17 protein-coding genes and 1 tRNA gene are annotated in these 18,882 nt (G+C 72.7%); 10 read left to right on the top strand and 8 right to left on the bottom strand.

Translation table 11 applies throughout. The annotated features are described in order from the left end of the window. Positions 1-32 precede the first annotated feature (32 nt). On the top strand, positions 33-1,850 hold the full coding sequence (glmS, locus tag IE316_RS03180; protein ID WP_190202526.1) for a glutamine--fructose-6-phosphate transaminase (isomerizing): 1,818 nt from the start codon (positions 33-35) through the stop codon (positions 1,848-1,850). A gap of 235 nt (positions 1,851-2,085) precedes the next feature. Here glmS and IE316_RS03185 read toward each other — a convergent pair whose 3' ends face one another. Then, complete coding sequence (locus IE316_RS03185) at positions 2,086-2,613, bottom strand: universal stress protein (RefSeq protein ID WP_190202527.1); 528 nt, start codon at positions 2,611-2,613, stop codon at positions 2,086-2,088. Positions 2,614-2,985: 372 nt separating this feature from the next. On the opposite strand from IE316_RS03185, the gene IE316_RS03190 reads away from it, so the two are divergent. From IE316_RS03190 to IE316_RS03205, 4 genes are all read left to right on the top strand, one after another. Further along, complete coding sequence (locus IE316_RS03190; protein ID WP_190202742.1) at positions 2,986-3,201, top strand: hypothetical protein; 216 nt, start codon at positions 2,986-2,988, stop codon at positions 3,199-3,201. Positions 3,202-3,587: 386 nt separating this feature from the next. After that, positions 3,588-4,826 carry a helix-turn-helix domain-containing protein gene (locus IE316_RS03195; RefSeq protein WP_190202528.1) on the top strand — a complete coding sequence of 413 codons (1,239 nt, stop codon included), beginning with the start codon at positions 3,588-3,590 and terminating at the stop codon, positions 4,824-4,826. Between the two features lie 115 nt (positions 4,827-4,941). Further along, complete coding sequence (orn, locus tag IE316_RS03200; protein ID WP_190202529.1) at positions 4,942-5,544, top strand: oligoribonuclease; 603 nt, start codon at positions 4,942-4,944, stop codon at positions 5,542-5,544. 98 nt (positions 5,545-5,642) lie between these two features. Beyond that, positions 5,643-5,715, top strand: a tRNA-His gene (locus tag IE316_RS03205). A gap of 311 nt (positions 5,716-6,026) precedes the next feature. Here the strand turns inward: IE316_RS03205 and IE316_RS03210 are convergent. Continuing rightward, positions 6,027-7,082, bottom strand: a complete 1,056-nt coding sequence (locus IE316_RS03210) for a LacI family DNA-binding transcriptional regulator (protein WP_190202530.1) — start codon at positions 7,080-7,082, stop codon at positions 6,027-6,029. Positions 7,083-7,434: 352 nt separating this feature from the next. On the opposite strand from IE316_RS03210, the gene IE316_RS03215 reads away from it, so the two are divergent. The 4 genes from IE316_RS03215 (at position 7,435) to IE316_RS03230 (ending at position 12,274) form a co-directional block, all read left to right on the top strand. Continuing rightward, positions 7,435-8,760 (top strand): ABC transporter substrate-binding protein, encoded by a 1,326-nt coding sequence (locus tag IE316_RS03215; protein ID WP_190202531.1) that lies wholly within the window; start codon positions 7,435-7,437, stop codon positions 8,758-8,760. A gap of 5 nt (positions 8,761-8,765) precedes the next feature. Beyond that, the gene (locus tag IE316_RS03220; RefSeq protein ID WP_190202743.1) at positions 8,766-9,773 is read left to right on the top strand and encodes a carbohydrate ABC transporter permease; all 1,008 of its coding nucleotides are present in this window, start codon (positions 8,766-8,768) and stop codon (positions 9,771-9,773) included. 12 nt (positions 9,774-9,785) lie between these two features. Further along, a complete protein-coding gene (locus tag IE316_RS03225; RefSeq protein WP_190202532.1) occupies positions 9,786-10,697 on the top strand; it encodes a carbohydrate ABC transporter permease in 912 nt (303 codons plus the stop codon). 134 nt (positions 10,698-10,831) lie between these two features. Then, the gene (locus IE316_RS03230; RefSeq protein WP_190202533.1) at positions 10,832-12,274 is read left to right on the top strand and encodes a GH1 family beta-glucosidase; all 1,443 of its coding nucleotides are present in this window, start codon (positions 10,832-10,834) and stop codon (positions 12,272-12,274) included. A gap of 78 nt (positions 12,275-12,352) precedes the next feature. Here IE316_RS03230 and IE316_RS03235 read toward each other — a convergent pair whose 3' ends face one another. From IE316_RS03235 to IE316_RS03245, 3 genes are all read right to left on the bottom strand, one after another. Continuing rightward, positions 12,353-13,777 carry a glycoside hydrolase family 18 protein gene (locus IE316_RS03235; RefSeq protein WP_190202534.1) on the bottom strand — a complete coding sequence of 475 codons (1,425 nt, stop codon included), beginning with the start codon at positions 13,775-13,777 and terminating at the stop codon, positions 12,353-12,355. A gap of 119 nt (positions 13,778-13,896) precedes the next feature. Then, entirely contained in the window at positions 13,897-15,309 is a 1,413-nt protein-coding gene (locus IE316_RS03240) for a HAMP domain-containing sensor histidine kinase (protein WP_190202535.1), read from the bottom strand. After that, positions 15,306-16,010 carry a response regulator transcription factor gene (locus tag IE316_RS03245; protein ID WP_190202536.1) on the bottom strand — a complete coding sequence of 235 codons (705 nt, stop codon included), beginning with the start codon at positions 16,008-16,010 and terminating at the stop codon, positions 15,306-15,308. The genes IE316_RS03240 and IE316_RS03245 overlap by 4 nt, the downstream gene beginning before the upstream one ends. Before the next feature lie 96 nt (positions 16,011-16,106). Between IE316_RS03245 and IE316_RS03250 the strand changes: the two genes are divergently transcribed. Further along, positions 16,107-16,640, top strand: a complete 534-nt coding sequence (locus tag IE316_RS03250; RefSeq protein ID WP_190202537.1) for a hypothetical protein — start codon at positions 16,107-16,109, stop codon at positions 16,638-16,640. A 4-nt stretch (positions 16,641-16,644) separates the two neighbouring features. Here IE316_RS03250 and IE316_RS03255 read toward each other — a convergent pair whose 3' ends face one another. The 3 genes from IE316_RS03255 to IE316_RS03265 all read right to left on the bottom strand — a co-directional run bounded on the left by IE316_RS03255 (position 16,645) and on the right by IE316_RS03265 (position 18,758). Continuing rightward, complete coding sequence (locus tag IE316_RS03255) at positions 16,645-17,514, bottom strand: spermidine synthase (protein WP_190202538.1); 870 nt, start codon at positions 17,512-17,514, stop codon at positions 16,645-16,647. 33 nt (positions 17,515-17,547) lie between these two features. Continuing rightward, entirely contained in the window at positions 17,548-17,952 is a 405-nt protein-coding gene (locus IE316_RS03260) for a hypothetical protein (RefSeq protein WP_229910165.1), read from the bottom strand. Positions 17,953-18,161: 209 nt separating this feature from the next. After that, positions 18,162-18,758, bottom strand: a complete 597-nt coding sequence (locus IE316_RS03265; protein ID WP_190202539.1) for a histidine phosphatase family protein — start codon at positions 18,756-18,758, stop codon at positions 18,162-18,164. Between the last annotated feature and the right edge of the window lie 124 nt (positions 18,759-18,882).

The raw sequence follows: 18,882 nt of genomic DNA on the forward strand, positions 1-18,882 counted from the left end.
CCGCCGCAGAGAGACAAGAGGGCTACGCATCCATGTGCGGAATCGTCGGATACATCGGCAAGCGCGATGTCGCGCCGCTGCTCCTGGAGGGCCTCCAGCGCCTGGAGTACCGGGGGTACGACTCGGCGGGCATCGTCGTCAGCTCGCCGAAGTCGGCCGGCCTGAAGATGGTCAAGGCCAAGGGCCGGGTCCGTGACCTGGAGGCCCGGGTCCCGGCGCGCTTCAAGGGCACCACCGGCATCGCCCACACCCGCTGGGCCACCCACGGCGCCCCCTCCGACGTCAACGCCCACCCGCACCTGTCCGCCGACCACAAGGTCGCCGTCGTGCACAACGGCATCATCGACAACGCCGCCGAGCTGCGCCGCAAGCTGGAGGCGGAGGGCGTCGAGTTCCTCTCCGAGACCGACACCGAGGTCCTCACCCACCTCATCGCCCGCTCCCCGGCCGAGAAGCTGGAGGACAAGGTCCGCGAGACCCTCCGGCTGATCGAGGGGACCTACGGCATCGCCGTGATGCACGCCGACTTCCCCGACCGCATCGTCGCCGCCCGCAACGGCTCCCCGGTGGTCCTGGGCATCGGCGAGAAGGAGATGTTCGTCGCCTCCGACATCGCCGCGCTGGTCGCCCACACCCGGCAGATAGTCACCCTGGACGACGGCGAGATGGCCACCCTCAAGGCCGACGACTTCCGCACGTACACCACCGAGGGCACCCGCACCACCTCCGAGCCCACCACCGTGGAGTGGGAGGCGGCCTCCTACGACATGGGCGGCCACGACACCTACATGCACAAGGAGATCCACGAGCAGGCCGAGGCCGTGGACCGCGTGCTGCGCGGCCGGATCGACGACCGCTTCTCCACCGTGCACCTGGGCGGCCTCAACCTGGACGCCCGCGAGGCCCGGCTGATCCGCCGGGTGAAGATCCTCGGCTGCGGCACCTCGTACCACGCGGGCATGATCGGCGCCCAGATGATCGAGGAGCTGGCCCGCATCCCCGCCGACGCCGAGCCGGCCTCCGAGTTCCGCTACCGCAACGCCGTGGTCGACCCCGACACCCTGTACGTCGCCGTCTCCCAGTCCGGTGAGACGTACGACGTACTGGCCGCCGTGCAGGAACTGAAGCGCAAGGGCGCCCGGGTGCTCGGCATCGTCAACGTGGTGGGCTCGGCGATCGCCCGCGAGGCCGACGGCGGCATGTACGTGCACGCCGGGCCCGAGGTCTGCGTCGTCTCCACCAAGTGCTTCACCAACACCTGCGTCGCCTTCGCGCTGCTCGCCCTGCACCTGGGCCGCACCCGCGACCTCTCCGTCCGGGACGGCAAGCGGATCATCGAGGGCCTGCGGAAGCTGCCCGCGCAGATCACCGAGATCCTGGCCCGGGAGGAGGAGATCAAGGAGCTGGCCGCGCGGTACGCCGAGGCCCGCTCGATGCTCTTCATCGGCCGCGTCCGGGGCTACCCGGTGGCCCGCGAGGCGTCCCTGAAGCTCAAGGAGGTCTCCTACATCCACGCCGAGGCGTACCCGGCCTCCGAGCTGAAGCACGGCCCGCTCGCCCTGATCGAGCCGGCCCTGCCCACGGTCGCGATCGTCCCCGACGACGACCTGCTGGAGAAGAACCGCGCCGCGATGGAGGAGATCAAGGCCCGCAGCGGCCGGATCCTCGCCGTCGCCCACCAGGACGAGGCCAAGGCCGACCACACCGTCGTCGTCCCCAAGAACGAGGACGAGCTGGACCCCATCCTCATGGGCATCCCGCTCCAACTCCTCGCCTACCACACGGCGCTGGCGCTGGGCCGGGACATCGACAAGCCGCGCAACCTGGCGAAGTCCGTGACCGTGGAGTAATCCGTGACCGCGGAGTAACCCGAACACCCCCTCAACGGCCCCCCGCGCACTGCCACCGTCAGGCGGGGGGCCGTCGATGCGCCGGGAGGCCGCCCAACCCCCCGGCCGCGCACGGCGATCCGGCGGCCGTCACACGCCGGTCCGCCGCGCGTCGGGACGATGCCCCCTATATGCCCTTCACAAGGGCACAAACACCCCTACGCGACGGTAGGTTCAAGACGCGGGTGAGGAACCGTCAGGGAATGACCACCACGGGCCGCTGCGCCCGCTTGGCCAGCCGCCCCGCGACCGACCCGAAGAGCCGGCCCACCAGCCCGTGGGTGGAGCCCACCACGATCGCGTCGGCCTCGTACTCCCGGCCGACCTCCTCGAGTTCGTGGCAGATGTCGCCGCCCCGCTCGACCAGGATCCAGGGCACCTCGGCGAGATAGTCCGCGCAGGCCAGCTCCAGCCCGAGGACCTCGGTGCGGTGGTCGGGGACGTCCACGAAGACCGGCGGCTCGCACCCCGCCCACACCGTGGTGGGCAGCCGGTTGGCCACATGGACGATGATCAGGCCCGCCGCCAGCCGCCGCGCCATGCCGATGGCGTAGGCCAGGGCGCGCTCGCTGGACATGGAACCGTCGAAGCCGACGACGACGCCGTGCTTGAAGGCGGGGTCGCACGACTGGCGTGGCTCTTCCGCCGCCAGGGGATCGGCCGCCGTCTGATCGGCGACCGGCCGCTTGCGGTCCGCGGGTTCGAAGAATTCGTGACCGGCCATGGCTGTCTCGGCGTTTTGATCCTTTATGGATGGGACCGACAGTGTGCGGCGGAGCTGTGTCCGGGAATCCTCTTCCCGATCCCGTACCCCCAAGGGTACGGCGGCACGCCTCCTTCGCCCAGTGCCCGGCACGCTCCGCGCCGGGGTTCCAGGGAGCATGCACGAGGGGGCGCCCGGATGGCAATGGTCGCTGCGCCACACAGCCGGTTTGCCACGTGACCGGACCGGGCGGCCGGGCGTTGAACCCGTGTGGACCACCCCCAGAGAACAGGCAGACTCGGACGGCACCGCACCGACGCCTCCGCCGAGCCGCGCCCCGGGCCCGGCGGCGCGCGCGGGCCCGCGGGGCGCCCCCGGGACGGCGTCACCGACCTGGTCCGCTGGGCGGCCTTCAGTTGCCTGCTGGTCCCGGTCGTGCTGCTGTGGTGCGGCAGCTCGCTCGCCGGCGCCGCCGGCACCGCCCTGGGCCTCGCGGCCGTCACCGCCGCCTGCCGACTGCTGCTGCGCCGCTCGGAGCGGTGCGCGCGGTCCGGTGCCGCCGGGCGCCGGGGCGGGCGGCACTCCGGAAAAAACACACCGGTCGGCTGACCGGTTTCCACACCCTCGCCCGCATCTTTTCAGCCAACTTCCGGCGATGGCGCATTACCTCTCGGAACCACCCCCCAACCCCCGTTCCACCTGCACGGAAAGGGTCTCCGAGGCACTGTGCGCCCTACGGGGATTGGCCACTGACACAAGGCGCACTTCCCTGCGGCGCCCGGGAGTGCAACGCTTCGTGATCGAATGCTTCACGCCAAGTTGCCATGTCGACAATGTCCCAAGTGCCGAACCGGCCACTTCGGCGCCACGGGACACAGTAGATTCGATCTTGACTGTCTACGGCGGGGGACTCGTGCAGGACCGAGGGGAAACGTGTTGGAGCGACAGACCCGAAGGGACCAGGGCGCCGCGACCACCGAGGGGGGCTTAGCAGGATGAGCCACGACTCCACTGCCGCGCCGGAAGCCGCGGCCCGGAAGCTCTCCGGGCGACGCCGCAAGGAGATCGTCGCGGTGCTGCTGTTCAGCGGCGGCCCCATCTTCGAGAGTTCCATACCGCTGTCGGTGTTCGGCATCGACCGCCAGGACGCCGGCGTGCCGCGCTACCGGCTGCTGGTGGCGGCCGGCGAGGAGGGCCCGCTGCGGACCACGGGGGGCCTGGAACTGACCGCGCCGCACGGCCTGGAGGCGATCTCCCGGGCCGGGACCGTGGTGGTGCCGGCGTGGCGGTCGATCACCTCGCCGCCGCCGGAGGAGGCGCTCGACGCGCTGCGCCGCGCGCACGAGGAGGGGGCCCGCATCGTCGGGCTGTGCACCGGCGCCTTCGTGCTGGCCGCCGCCGGGCTGCTGGACGGCCGCCCCGCCACCACGCACTGGATGTACGCGCCGACGCTGGCCAAGCGCTACCCGTCGGTGCACGTCGACCCGCGGGAGCTGTTCGTCGACGACGGCGACGTGCTCACCTCGGCGGGCACGGCGGCCGGGATCGACCTCTGTCTGCACATCGTGCGCACGGACCACGGCAACGAGGCGGCCGGCGCGCTCGCCCGGCGCCTGGTGGTCCCCCCGCGCCGGTCCGGCGGACAGGAGCGCTACCTCGACAGGTCTTTACCCGAGGAGATCGGCGCCGACCCGCTCGCCGAGGTCGTCGCCTGGGCGCTGGAGCACCTCCACGAGCAGTTCGACGTGGAGACGCTCGCCGCGCGCGCCTACATGAGCCGCCGTACGTTCGACCGCCGGTTCCGCTCGCTGACCGGGAGCGCCCCGCTGCAGTGGCTGATCACCCAGCGGGTGCTCCAGGCGCAGCGGCTGCTGGAGACGTCCGACTACTCGGTGGACGAGGTCGCCGGCCGCTGCGGCTTCCGTTCGCCGGTGGCGCTGCGCGGGCACTTCCGCCGCCAGCTCGGCTCGTCCCCGGCGGCGTACCGGGCCGCGTACCGGGCCCGCCGCCCGCAGGGCGACCGCCCGGCGGAACAGGGCGAGGGCTCCGGCCGCGCCCCGGCGCCGCCGGAGCCGGCCGGGCAGCAGCCCGCCGCGCTGCACCCGGAGAACGCGGTGCCGTTCCAGGCCCGCCGCCACCCGTCCGCCCTCCCGGCCGCGGCCTCCGCCGACACCGGCCGCGAGGCGTACGCGGGCAGCCGCCCCAGCCTGCCGGGGCAGCGCAGCGCGACGTGAGTCCGCCGGACGCCGGACGGGGACCGACCGACCCGTCCGGCGTCCGCGGCCCGGGGTCGGGGCCCGCGCGACCGCCGGGGACCGGAAAGGGGAACACCGGCCGTAGGGTGTTCGCATGAACGATCGCATGGTGTGGATCGACTGCGAGATGACCGGCCTCTCGCTGTCCGACGACGCGCTCATCGAGGTGGCCGCCCTCGTCACCGACTCCGAGCTGAACATCCTCGGCGAGGGCGTCGACATCGTCATCCGCCCGCCGGACCAGGCCCTGGAGACCATGCCGGACGTGGTGCGCCAGATGCACACCGCCTCCGGTCTCCTCGCCGAGCTGGAGCACGGCACCACCCTGGCCGACGCCGAGGAGCGCGTCCTCGCCTATGTGCGGGAGCACGTGAAGGAGCCCGGCAAGGCCCCGCTGTGCGGCAACTCCGTCGGCACCGACCGCGGCTTCCTGCTGCGGGACATGCCGACCCTGGAGGACTACCTGCACTACCGGATCGTCGACGTGTCCTCGATCAAGGAACTGGCCCGCCGCTGGTACCCGAGGGCGTACTTCAACAGTCCGGAGAAGAACGGCAACCACCGCGCGCTCGCCGACATCCGCGAGTCCATCGCCGAGCTGCGCTACTACCGCGAGGCCGTCTTCGTCCCCCAGCCCGGCCCCGACTCCGAGACCGCCAAGGCCATCGCGGCCAAGCACGTCCTGCCCGCCCGGTAGCCCCCCACCGGAAGGCGGGCGCGAGCACCCCTTCGGACCCTGTACACTTTTTCTCGGCCGGTAGGGGAAACCACCACGGAGTCCCGGTACCGGTCATGGTGGGTGTAGCTCAGCTGGTAGAGCACCTGGTTGTGGTCCAGGAAGTCGCGGGTTCAAGTCCCGTCACTCACCCTGAGGAAACGGCCGGTGGCCTTCGCAAGAAGACCACCGGCCGTTTCGCGTACCCGTCCCTATCCGGCCGTTTCCGCGCGCCCGTCCCCGACCGACCGTCCCACACGCCCACCGCAGGCTGTCGTACGCGCCCGCCCCTGGCCGTCCCACACGCTCACCGCTGGCCCGGCACGCGCTCACCACCGACCGGCGGGGCTCGTCCCCGCGCCCACACCTGGCCGCTCTACGCGCCCACCCCACACCACCCGGTTCCGCTCCCCCGCCCCCTCACCAGCCCTTCAGGCACCCGCTCCCCCGCCGGAGGCGTCCCCTCAGGACGACGCCCGTTCCATCAGTTGTGTCGCCAGTACCACCTGCTGCCGCTCCAGGCCCCGGGAGGCCGCCGGGCGGCGGTCGGCGATCTCTGTCAGGAGGAGGTCGATCATCGCGCGGCCCATCTCCACGATCGGCTGCCGCACGCTGGTCAGCGGCGGCTCCATGTGCCGGGCGATCGCCGAGTCGTCGTAGCCGACCAGCGCCACGTCCTCCGGGATGCGCCGGCCCGCCTCGCGCAGCACCTGGCGGGCGCCGGCCGCCGTCACGTCCGACGCGGCGAACACCGCGTCCAGGTCCGGACGGCGCTCCAGCAGCGCCGCCATCGCGCTGCGGCCGGACTCCTCGGTGAAGTCGCCCGCCTCGATCAGCCCCTCGTCCGGGGCGTGCCCCGCGTCCAGCAGGGCGTCCCGGTAGCCGTCCACGCGGCGCTGGGCACCGTACACGTCGAGGCGGCCGGTGATGTGGGCGATCCGGCGCCGGCCCCGGGAGAGCAGGTGCTCGACGGCCGAGCGGGCGCCGCCGTAGTTGTCGGAGTCGACCGAGGCCAGCCGCTCCGCCGCCGAGCGGGGGCCGCTGATCACCGCCGGTATCTCCAGTTGGGCCAGCAGGTCCGGCAGCGGGTCGTCGGCGTGCACCGAGACCAGCAGCACCCCGTCCACCCGGTGGGCGGCCAGGTACTGGGCGAGCCGCTGCCGCTCCCGGTCGCTGCCCGCGAAGATCAGCAGCAACTGCATCTCGGTGTCGGACAGCTCCGCCCCGACGCCCCGCAGGATGTCCGAGAAGTAGGGCTCGGCGAAGAACCGGGTCTCCGGCTCGGGGACCACCAGGGCGATGGCGTCGGTACGGTTGGCGGCGAGGGCACGCGCCGCGGTGTTCGGAACGTAACCGAGTTCCGCGACCGCCGCCTCCACCGCCGCACGCGTCGCGTCACTCACCCGGGGGGAGCCATTGATCACCCGCGAGACGGTACCCCGGCCGACCCCGGCCCGTGCCGCCACTTCTTCGAGGGTGGGCCGGCCACCGCTCCGCCCACGCGCCCCGTGGCCTGCCATCGGCTCCGCCTCCCGTCGACACCCCGCACACTCTGCGGCTGGCCTGGAATTTAACAGGCCGGTCCGGTGTGATGACCGGGTCGGCGACCCGGGCCGGTCATCGCACACGGACATCACCGTCCAGTTAACAGGCCGATAACTGAACGCACTTCCTCGCGTCCACTCCCTTGACACCCCCGCTCGGACCCGCGACTCTTCAACACATCACTTGTGGGAGCGCTCCCACAGTACCTGGCACATACACATCCCGCACGTTCCCCGCCCGAGCCGCAGCGAAGAACGACGATGAACAAACGGGCCCAACAATGCAGTTGGCCGGGGGGTCGGCACGTCAGGGCAACAGGAGGACGCAATGCGAGCAGCACGCACGACAACCGCCCGCCGGGCGCTGGCCATCGCGGCCGTCGCGTCGTTGGGCGCCGGGCTGCTGGCCGGCTGTGCCGACGACGGCGGCGACGACTCCAGCTCGTCGTCCGGTGACAGCAGCGGCAAGACGACCATCACCCTCGGCCTGTTCGGCACCCAGGGCTTCAAGGAAGCCGGCCTGTACAAGGAGTACGAGAAGCTCAACCCCGATATCAAGATCGAAGAGAACGTCACCGAGCGGAACGAGAACTACTACCCCGCTCTTGTCAACCACCTCACCACCAACAGCGGCCTGCAGGACGTGCAGGCCATCGAGGTCGGCAACATCGCCGAGGTGGTGAACACCCAGGCGGACAAGTTCGTGGACATGTCCAAGGTCGAGGGTGTGAAGAAGGAGAACTGGCTCGACTGGAAGTGGCAGCAGGGCGCCACCAAGGACGGGCAGGCCGTCGGTCTGGGCACCGACATCGGCCCGATGGCCATCTGTTACCGCAAGGACCTCTTCGAGAAGGCGGGTCTGCCGACCGACCGCGAGGAAGTCGGCAAGCTCTGGGCGGGCGACTGGTCGAAGCTGGTCGACGCGGGCGAGGACTACAAGAAGAAGGCCCCGTCGGGCACCACCTTCATGGACTCCCCCGGCGGTCTGCTCAACGCCATCCTCAGCAGTGAGTCGGAGAAGTTCTACGACGCCTCCGGCAAGGTCATCTACAAGGACAACCCGGCCGTCAAGGGTGCGTTCGACCTGACCGCGAAGGCCGCCGAGGAGGGCCTGGTCCAGTCCCAGACCCAGTTCCAGCCGGCCTGGGACCAGACGATCGCGAACAGCAAGTTCGCCAGCGTCGTCTGCCCGCCGTGGATGCTCGGCTACCTCAAGGGCAAGTCCCAGCCGGACGCCGCCGGCAAGTGGGACGTGGCCGCGGCGCCGAAGTCCGGCAACTGGGGCGGCACCTTCCTGGGCGTGCCGAAGAGCGGCAAGCACGTCGAGGAGGCGCAGAAGCTGGTCGCCTGGCTGACCGCGCCGGAGCAGCAGGCCAAGCTCTTCGCGGTGCAGGGCAGCTTCCCGAGCGCCCCGGGCGCCTACAAGCTGCCGGAGGTCACGGGCGCCAAGAACAGCATGACGGGTGACGCGCCGATCGGTGACATCTTCGCCAAGGCCGCCGCGGACATCCCGGCCCAGGTGATCGGCCCGAAGGACCAGATCATCCAGCAGGGTCTGACGGACAACGGCGTCGTCCTGGTCACCCAGGGCAAGTCCGCCAAGGACGCCTGGGAGACGGCCACGAAGACCATCGACAACAACCTGGACCAGTGACCGGAATGACGACCGAGCACGACACCGCCGCGCCCCCCGTCAAGGGGGGCGCGGCCCCGGGCCGCCCCCCGGCCGGGGCGAGTGCCGAGGCGGCGAAGAAGCGGGCCCGGCTCTCCCGCCGGTGGCAGCGCGACATGCGCTGGAGCCCGTACGCGTTCGTCTCGCCGTTCTTCCTGCTGTTCATGGCCTTCGGTCTGTTCCCGCTGATCTACACGGGCTGGGCCTCGCTGCACCAGGTGGAGCTGACCGCGCCGACCGACATGACCTGGGTCGGCATGAAGAACTACACCCGGATCTTCGACGACGACTTCTTCTGGAACGCGGCGAAGAACACGCTGACCATCGGCATCATCTCCACGGTGCCGCAGTTGCTGATGGCGATGGGCCTGGCCCACATCCTCAACTACAAGCTGCGCGCCTCGACGTTCTACCGCGTGGTCATGCTGGCCCCGTACGCGACGTCGATCGCCGCCGCCTCGCTGGTGTTCGTGCTGCTGTTCGGCCGTGACTACGGCATGATCAACTGGGTGCTGGGCCTGGTCGGCATCGACAACATCGACTGGCAGAACGACCACTGGGCCTCCCAGCTCGCCGTCTCCTCCATCGTCATCTGGCGCTGGACCGGCTACAACGCGCTGATCTACCTGGCCGCGATGCAGGCGATCCCGCAGGATCTGTACGAGTCGGCGGCGCTGGACGGTGCCAGCCGGTGGCGGCAGTTCCTGCACGTGACGCTGCCCTCGCTGCGTCCGACGATCCTGTTCACGGTGATCGTCTCGACCATCGGCGCCTCCCAGCTCTTCGGCGAGCCGCTGCTGTTCGACGCCAACAAGGGCGCCTCGGGCGGCTCCCAGCACCAGTTCCAGACGCTCGGGCTCTACCTGTACGAGCAGGGCTGGGTCAACCAGCACCTGGGCCGCGCCTCCGCGATCGCCTGGACGATGTTCCTGATCCTGATCGTGATCGGGGTCATCAACTCCGTCATCTCGCGCCGGCTGCGCGCCAGTAGTTAAGGAGAACCGGCCGTGACGACGACCCTGACCAAACCCCCGGCCGATCCGGCCCCGCCCCCGCCGCCGAAGCGCGGCCGGCGCTCCAAGGCGGCGCGCGCGGGCGGGCAGATGCACGCCGGTCCGCTCGCCTACGTCATCCTGGCGCTGTTCACCTTCGGCTCGCTGGCCCCGCTGGTGTGGACGGCGATCGCCGCCTCCCGGGACAACCAGCGCCTCGCGCAGACCCCGCCGCCGCTCTGGTTCGGCGCGAACCTGTTCGACAAGCTGGAGATGGCCTGGACCGACGCCAACCTGGGCGAGGCGTTCCTCAACACCACGATCGTGGCCGGCGTCTCGGCGGTCACCATCGTGTTCCTGTCGACGATCGCCGGGTTCGCCTTCGCCAAGCTGCGGTTCAAGGGCCGCAACGCGCTGATGCTGATCGTGATCGGCACGATGATGGTGCCGCCGCAGCTCAGCATCATCCCGCTGTACATGATGGTCGCCAAGCTGGACTGGACCGACCAGCTCCAGGCGGTGATCCTGCCGTCGCTGGTGAGCGCGTTCGGCGTGTTCTTCATGCGGCAGTACCTGCTCCAGGCGCTGCCAGACGAGATCATCGAGGCCGCCCGGGTGGACGGCGCGAGCAGTTGGCGCGTGGTCTGGCACGTGGTGTTCCCGGCGGCGCGGCCCGCGATGGCCGTGCTGGGCATGCTGATGTTCGTCCAGACCTGGAACGACTTCCTCTGGCCGTTCCTGGTGCTCACCCAGAACGGCAACCCGACCGTGCAGGTCGCGGTGGCCGGCCTCGGCCGCGGCTACACGCCCGACCAGTCCCTGATCATGGCCGGCGCGCTGCTCGGTACGCTGCCGCTGCTGCTCGTCTTCGCGATCTTCGGCAAGCAGATCGTGGGCGGCATCATGCAGGGCGCGGTCAAGGGCTGACGCCCGCCGCGCGGGGCCGGGCCAGTGTCGCCCCGGCCCCTTCCCTCCCTTCCCCACTTCCCCCTCCCCTCTCTCCCTCCCCTCCCCCCTCTGTAATTCGCCGGTCTTCAACGACCTCTCATGGGAGCGCTTCCATGCCTGATTCCGCCACGCCGGACACCCCGGTGACCTTCCCGCCCGCCTTCCTCTGGGGCGCCGCGACCTCCGCGTACCAGATCGAGGGGGCGGTGCGCGAGGACGGCCGCACCCCGTCGATCTGGGACACCTTCAGCCACACGCCGGGCAAGACGGCCGGCGGCGACACCGGTGACATCGCTGTCGACCACTACCACCGCTACCGCGACGACGTGGCGCTCATGGCGGACCTGGGGCTGAACGCCTACCGCTTCTCCGTCTCCTGGTCCCGGGTGCAGCCCACCGGACGCGGCCCCGCCGTCCAGCGCGGCCTGGACTTCTACCGCAAGCTGGTCGACGAGCTGCTGGCCAAGGGCATCAAGCCCGCCATCACCCTGTACCACTGGGACCTGCCGCAGGAGCTGGAGGACGCCGGCGGCTGGCCCGAGCGGGACACGGCGTACCGCTTCGCCGAGTACGCGCGGATCGTCGGCGAGGCGCTCGGGGACCGCGTGGAGCAGTGGATCACGCTCAACGAGCCCTGGTGCAGCGCCTTCCTCGGCTACGGCTCCGGTGTGCACGCCCCGGGCCGCACCGACCACGCCGCCGCGCTGCGCGCCGCCCACCACCTCAACCTGGCGCACGGGCTGGGTACGGTCGCGCTGCGCTCGGCGATGCCGACCCGCAACTCGGTGGCGCTGAGCCTGAACACCTCCGTGGTCCGGCCGCTGTCGCGGCGCCCGGAGGACCTGGCGGCCGCCCGCAAGATCGACGACCTGTCCGGCGGGATCTTCCACGGCCCGATCCTGCACGGCGCCTACCCGGAGCACCTGTTCTCGGCGACGGCGTCGGTCACCGACTGGTCGTACGTGCACGACGGCGACCTGGCCACGATCAACCAGCCGCTGGACGCGCTCGGCCTGAACTACTACACCCCGACCCTGGTGTCGGCGGCCGACGCGGACGCCCGCGGGCCGCGTTCCGACGGCCACGGGGACAGCGCCTTCTCGCCGTGGCCGGCCGCGGAGGACGTGGCGTTCCACCAGACGCCGGGCGAGCAGACCGAGATGGGCTGGACGGTCGACCCGACCGGTCTGCACGAGCTGATCATGCGCTACACCCGGGAGGCGCCCGGACTGCCGCTCTACATCACCGAGAACGGCGCCGCCTACAACGACAAGCCCGACTCCGACGGCCAGGTCCACGACCCCGAGCGCGTCTCCTACCTGCGCGGGCACCTGGCGGCGGTCCGCCGGGCCATCGCCGACGGCGCGGACGTGCGGGGCTACTACCTGTGGTCCCTGATGGACAACTTCGAGTGGGCGTACGGCTACGAGAAGCGGTTCGGCGCGGTCTACGTCGACTACGCCTCCATGGAGCGCACCCCGAAGTCCAGCGCCCTGTGGTACAGCCGCGCCGCCCGGACGGGAACGCTTCCGCCGGTGGACGACGCGGCCGAGTAGAGCCATCTCACCCGGGGGGAACGGGGGAGCGGGGGAACGGGGCGCGGCATCCGACGGGGGTGCCGCGCCCCGCGCTCGTCACTTGTAGGCGGCGAAGGCCCGCGCGAAGGCGTCCTTGTCCTGGTCGATGGAGCTGCACGTGGCGTCGGCCTGCTGCTTGGGGCCGCCGGGGCACGCCTTGTCGCGGGTGGCGGACCACATGGCGAGCCGGCCGAGGCCCTTGCGCCGGGCGAAGTCGACCAACTGGGTGGCGTCCTGGACCGTGAACACCTCGCTGGTGACGTCGTTGACGCCGATCATCGGGGTGACGGCGACCGTCCGCCACGCCTGGCTGTCGGAGAGCCCGAGGACGCCCTTGATCTGGGCCTGGGTGGCGGTGGCGGCCTGTTCGGCGTAGGTGCCCATGTCGCCGCTGTAGGCGGGGCCGTAGTCCATCGCCATGATGTTGACGGCCGCGATGCCGACGCCGTTCTTCCTGGCGTCGGCGAGCAGGTCCACGCCGGGCTGGGTGAGGCCCTCGGGCATCACCGGGAGGGTGAAGGAGACGTCGAGGCCGGGGTGCTTCTTCTGGAGCGCGGCGATCGCCTGGGCGCGGCGGGCGTTGGCGGCCGTGTCGGGCAGCGCGCCGCCCTCCACGTCGAAGTCGACCTTGGTCAGCCGGTAGGCGGTCACCACCTTCTCGTACGCCGCCGCCAGCGCGTCGGCCGAGCCGCAGGTGGTGGCCAGCTCGGAGCCGGCCGCGCCGCCGAAGGAGACCCGGACGTCACCGCCCTTGGCGCGCAGCGCGCCGATCTGGGCGGCCACCGCGTCGCTCGCGAGGTCGGTCACGCCGCCCCACTTGGGCGTGCAGCCGCCGCCGTCGGTGACGAAGGCGAGGTGGTACTCCCGTACGCCGGTCGCCTCGGCGTGGGCGACCAGGTCGAAGGCGGGGTACAGGGAGGTGTCGACGTACGGGGCGAAGCGGGCGCCCTCGGTGGTGCCGGTGCCGGGGCTGTCGGTGGCGGTGGGGGGGCTGGACGGGGTGTCCGTCGGGGCGGGGTCGTCGGTGGGGCGGCCGGTGGGTTCGGGGGTGGCGCCCTGGCCGGTGCCGCAGGCGGCGCCGTCGACGCGGCAGCCGACGGGGTCGCCGGTGCCGTCGACGACGAAGCCGACGGTGACCGACTCGCCGGCCGCGAGGCCGTCGGTGTCCCACTTCGGCGCGGTCACGGTGACGTGCTGCCCGTTCACCGCGGACACGCCGTTCCACAGGGACCCGAGCTTGGTCCCCGAGGGCAGGTCGAACTCCAGCTTCCAGTCGGCCTTCGGCTGCCCGCCGCCGTTGGTGACGACGTACTGCGCGGTGTACCCGGTCTCCCAGGTGCTGGTTCTGGTGTAGGCGGCGCCGACGCCCGCGGCCTGGGCCGTGCTGGTGAACAGGAGTGCGCCGCCGCCGGCGACGGCCGCCGCCAGCAGGCCGCCGATCGCCTTGTTCCTGCCACTGATCCTGCGCCGGTGCGTACTCATCGCGTGCCTGCCTTCGCTGTTCACGGGTGGTCCCGAGGGGGGAGTGCGGCAGCACGCTAGCGACGGGGAAACGGGCAAACGGCCTGATCCGGGCGGTGATCGGCGATCTTAGGGTGCGCTTAAGGAAGGGATCGGGAGCGGTTAAAGGTGCCGGTCCGGCGGAGCTGCCTACGGCGGCGCACGTCCTCGCGGTGGCCGCGCCGGACCGGGGCCGCGCGGCCGTCGAGCTGGAGCCAGAGCCGCACCTCGGTGCCGCCGAGCACCGAGGAGCCGATCCGCACGTCCCCGCCGGTCGACTCCGCGAGCCGGCGCGCGATGTCCAGGCCGAGGCCGGTCGACCCGTCGGTGCCCGAGCCCCGGCCGCGCGCCATCGCGGCCCCGGGGTCGGGTATGCCGGGCCCCGCGTCCGAGACCAGGACGATCACCGCGTCCTCGGCGTGATGCACGTCGACCGCGAAGGCGGTGCCCTCCGGGGTGTGCCGGAAGACGTTGCCGAGCAGGGCGTCGAGGGCGGCGGCCAGGTCGGCGCGGGCCACGGGTATCCGCACCGGCCGGTCGGCGCCGGCCACCCGCCAGGCGCGGCCCTCGTCCTCGGCGAGCGCCGACCAGAACCGCATGCGTTCGCGGACCACCTCGGCGGCGTCGCACCCGGCGCCGGGCCCGGCCGGGGCGGTGCGCGGCTTGGCCTCGCGGGCCGTGCGGATGATGGTGTCGACCTCGCGCTCCAGTTGCTCGACCGCGGCCCGGGTCTGCTCGGCGGCCGGGCCGTCGCCGAGCGAGGCGGCGTTGAGCCGGAGCACGGTGAGCGGGGTGCGCAGCCGGTGCGAGAGGTCGGCGGCCAGCTCCCGCTCGTTGGCGAGGAGTCCGACGACCTGGTCGGCCATGGAGTTGAACGCGACCGCCGCCAGCTTCAGTTCGGTCGGGCCCTCCTCGGGCACCCGGGCGCCCAGCTTGCCCTCGCCCAGTTCGCGCGCCCCCTCGACCAGGCGCCGCGCGGGCCCGACCATCCGCACGCCCAGCCGGTCGGCGACCGCGACGGAGCCCACGATCAGCGCGGCGCCGACCGCGGCGAGCACCGCCCAGGCCGTGCCCACGCCGTTGCTCACCTCGGACTCGGGGACGTAGACCTCGACGACGGCGATCTCGCCGGAGCCGACCGCGACGGGCTGGAGCAGCGTGGACCCGCCGGGCACCTCGGTGGTGGAGGCGCGGCCCAGCTTCCGTACGGCGGCGATGTCCTCGTCGGCGGCCCGGCTGCGGCCGATGTCGACGCCGTCCGGCGCGGTACCGGAGGCCGGGATGTGCACGGCCATCGCGGCGTCGTCGGAGCCGGCCGCGGCGACCACGCGCTCCAACTGGGCCCGGTCGGTGGTGATGGACAGCGCCGGGGCGACGGCCGCGGCCTCCCGCTCGGCGCCCTGGAAGGCCCGGTCCCGGGCCAGTTCGCGCACGACCAGGCCGAGCGGCACCGCGAAGGCGACCACGACCATCGCGGTCACCGCCAGCGACACCTTGACCAGGGCCCACCTCATCGCGGCGGCTCCCCGCCGGGCGGCTCCAGCTTCACGCCGACGCCGCGCAGGGTGTGCAGGTAGCGCGGCCGGGCGGCGGTCTCGCCGAGCTTGCGCCGCAGCCAGGAGAGGTGGACGTCGATGGTCTGGTCGTCGCCGTAGGACTGCTGCCAGACCTCGGCGAGCAGTTCCTTGCGGGGGACGACCACGCCCGGCCGTCCGGCGAGGAAGGCCAGCAGGTCGAACTCGCGGCGGGTCAGGTCGAGTCGGACGCCGTCCAGCTCGGCCTGGCGGCGCAGCGGGTCGACGGTGAGGCCGCCGACCCGGAGCACGGTGGACGGCGGTGCCTCGGCGGAGCCGGACCGGGCGCGGCGCAGCACGGCGGCCATCCGCGCGGAGAGGTGCGCCACGGAGAAGGGCTTGGTGAGGTAGTCGTCCGCGCCCGCGTTGAGCAGGCGGACGATCTCCGTCTCGTCGTCGCGGGCGGTGGCGACGATCACCGGGACGTCGGTGATGCCGCGCAGCATCTTCAGCGCCTCGGACCCGTCGAGATCGGGCAGTCCGAGGTCCAGGATCACCACGTCGAACCGGAAGTGGGCGACCTCGCGCAGCGCCTCCAGCGCGGTGCCGACACTGCGCACGGTGTGCGTGGCGTCGGTCAGGTGCCGGATGAGCGCGGAGCGTACGAACTGGTCGTCCTCGACCACGAGCACACTTGCCATGGGCGGCACCGTACGCCATGCCGGGGAGCGGGTGTTGGCCTGTGGATAACTCCCGGTGGGCGACACCTGTGCGACGGGTGCGGCAGGATGGCGGCGATGCGCAGAGGACTCGTACACGTACTGGCCTGGCTGCTCGCCACCGGCGCGGCGGTCACGCTGTCGTGGTGGGGCGTGCACACGGTCATGGCGGGCACGGCGTACGACCCGCCCCGCGCGCTGCCCGTCACGGCGGTGGAGGCGAGCGCGCGGCAGTCGACGCCGGCGGCGTCCTCGACCAGCCGCCCGGCGCCGCCGCCCCGCCCGGCGCCGACGCCCTCCGTGCCGTCCCGCGGCCCGGACCCCACCGCGTCCCGCAGCGCCGCGGCGACCCCCTCGCGCTCCCCGGCCCCCTCCTCCCCCGGCCCCTCGGACGGGGTGCGCGGGTACGACACCGAGGGCGGTCGCGCGGTGTTCGACCTGGGCGGGGCCTCGGCGTCGCTGGTGTCGGCGACGCCGGCCGCGGGCTGGTCGATGCAGGTGTGGAAGACGGAGAAGTGGATCCGGGTGGAGTTCGCCTCGGGCGCGGACCGGGTGTCGGTCTTCTGCACCTGGCACGACGGGCCGCCCCGGGTGGACGTCGGCACCTACTGACCGCTCACCGGAACACCGAGTCCGGGGGCGCGGGGGAGGCCACCGCGTCGGCGTCGGTGACCGGGGCCGCCCCGCCGGTGAAGTCGGTCAGCGCCCGGCCGTGCGCCACGCGCGCGGGGTGCGGGTCGGAGGCGGCGCGGCGGGTCAGCTCGGCGAGCGGCAGGGGCGCGTCGGAGGCGACCAGGACGGCGTTGCCGAAGCGTCTGCCGCGCAGCACGGCCGGGTCGGCGATCAGCGCGAGGTGGGCGAAGCGGTGGGCGGCGGTGGCGATCTGGCCGCGCAGATGCGCCAGGGGCGGCCCGTCGGCGAGGTTGGCCGTGTAGACGCCGCCCGGCGCGAGGGCCCGGCGGACCTCGTCCAGGAACTCCACCGAGGTCAGGTGGGCCGGGGTACGGGCCCCGCTGAACACATCGGCGACGATCAGTCCGGCCCACTCGCCGGGCACCTTGGCGAGCCCCGCGCGGGCGTCGGTGGAGCGGACCCGGATCCGGGCGCCGGGGTCGAGCGGCAGTTCCCGGCGGACCAGTTCCACCAGGGCGGCGTCCCGTTCCACCACCTGCTGGGTGGAGCGGGGCCGGGTGGCGGCCACGTAGCGGGCGAGGGTGAACGCGCCGCCGCCCAGGTGCACGGCCCGCAGCGGCCGGCCCGGCGGCGCGGCCAGGTCCACGACGTGGCCGAAGCGGCGCTGGTACTCGAAGGTGAGCCGGGCCGGGTCGTCGAGGTCGACGTGGGACTGCGGGGCGCCGTCGATCAGCAGGGTCCGGGCGCGCGGCCGGTCCCGGTCGGGGACCAGCTCGGCGAGCCCGCCGTCGACCCGCTCGGCCACGGTGCCGGCGCTGCCGCGTCCGCGCCGGTCCTTCCTGGACTTTCCCATCCGGTCATTATCCCGGCGCCCGCCGGGACGGGCTCAGCGGCAGTTGTCCGCGGCCTCGATCAGCCGGGCCGCCTCGCCGAGCGCGGCCCGCAGCACGGCCGGGTCGGTGGCCGGGTCGGCCTCCTCGGGCGGCAGCAGCCACTCGGCGCCCTCCACCGGAGGGCGGGGGGCGAGGACGACGCCCCGGCCGTCGGTCTCCGTACAGGTGCTGCCCGGCACGTCCCAGGCGGCGGCGGTGCCCGGGGGCACCAGGAACCCCAGGGTGTCGCAGTCGTCGTCGTGCAGGACGGGGCCCATCACCGCCTCGCCGGCGGCCCCCCGTCTGAGGATGTCGACGGCCTCCAGTCCCTGCCGGGCCGGCACGGTGACGACCTCGCAGGCGTCACCGCCGCTCTGAGGCCCGCCGCACCGGCTGGTCTCCTCCTCGGCCTCCACCACGCAACCCCTCCTCGGGCGAACGGCCGGGAGTCGGGCCTCCCGGTCCACAGGGTTCAACGCGCCGGAGCGTCAACGGCTACGCATAAATGCGCCGCAAAGGATGGCACTTCACGAATGCCCCGGACCGCCACGCCGCTCCGGACCGCCCGCGTGACCCGGCCGGGACGGCGGTCTTCCCGGACGGCCAGGCGGCGTGACCCGCCCGGGCGTCAGCCCGCCAGGTGGCCGGTGTCGTTCCAGTGTTCGATCGCCGGTTCGCCGTAGGCCCAGCCGAGGACCGACAGGGAGGTCGGGTTGAGGCGGACGCGGGCGGCGAAGTCCAGCGGGAGGCCGAGCCAGCGGGCGCCGATGGAGCGCAGGATGTGGCCGTGGGCGAAGATCAGCACGTCCCGGTCGGCCTCGCGGGCCCAGGCGACCACCTCGTCCGCGCGTGCGGTGACCTCCGCGACGCCCTCGCCGCCGGGGACGCCGTCGCGCCAGATCAGCCAGCCCGGCCGCAGCTCCTGTATCTCCGCCGGCGTCAGGCCCTCGTACGCCCCGTAGTCCCACTCCATGAGCGTGTCCCAGGTGCGGGCGCGGTCGCCGAACCCGGCCAGTTCGCAGGTCTCGCGCGCCCGGACCAGCGGGCTGGTGCGCACCTCGACGCCGGGCACGCCGTCGAACGGCGGCCGGTGCAGCCGCTCGCCCAGCAGCTTGGCGCCGCGCCGGCCCTCCTCCAGGAGCGGCACATCGGTCCTGCCGGTGTGTCTGCCGGACAGCGACCACTCCGTCTGTCCGTGCCGGGCCAGCAGGATGCGCGGTGCCATGGAGGGGCCTTTCCGGGAGGAATGTCGGCTGACCTCTCCATCATCGCGCACCGCCCGCGCGGGCAACCCGGGGGGCGGAACCGACGTCTATCCGGGCCGGGGGCGTTCCCCGCCCCGGGCCCGC

The sequence above is a fragment of the Streptomyces fumanus genome, assembly GCF_014655295.1.
Taxonomy (GTDB): Bacteria; Actinomycetota; Actinomycetes; order Streptomycetales; family Streptomycetaceae; genus Streptomyces; species Streptomyces fumanus.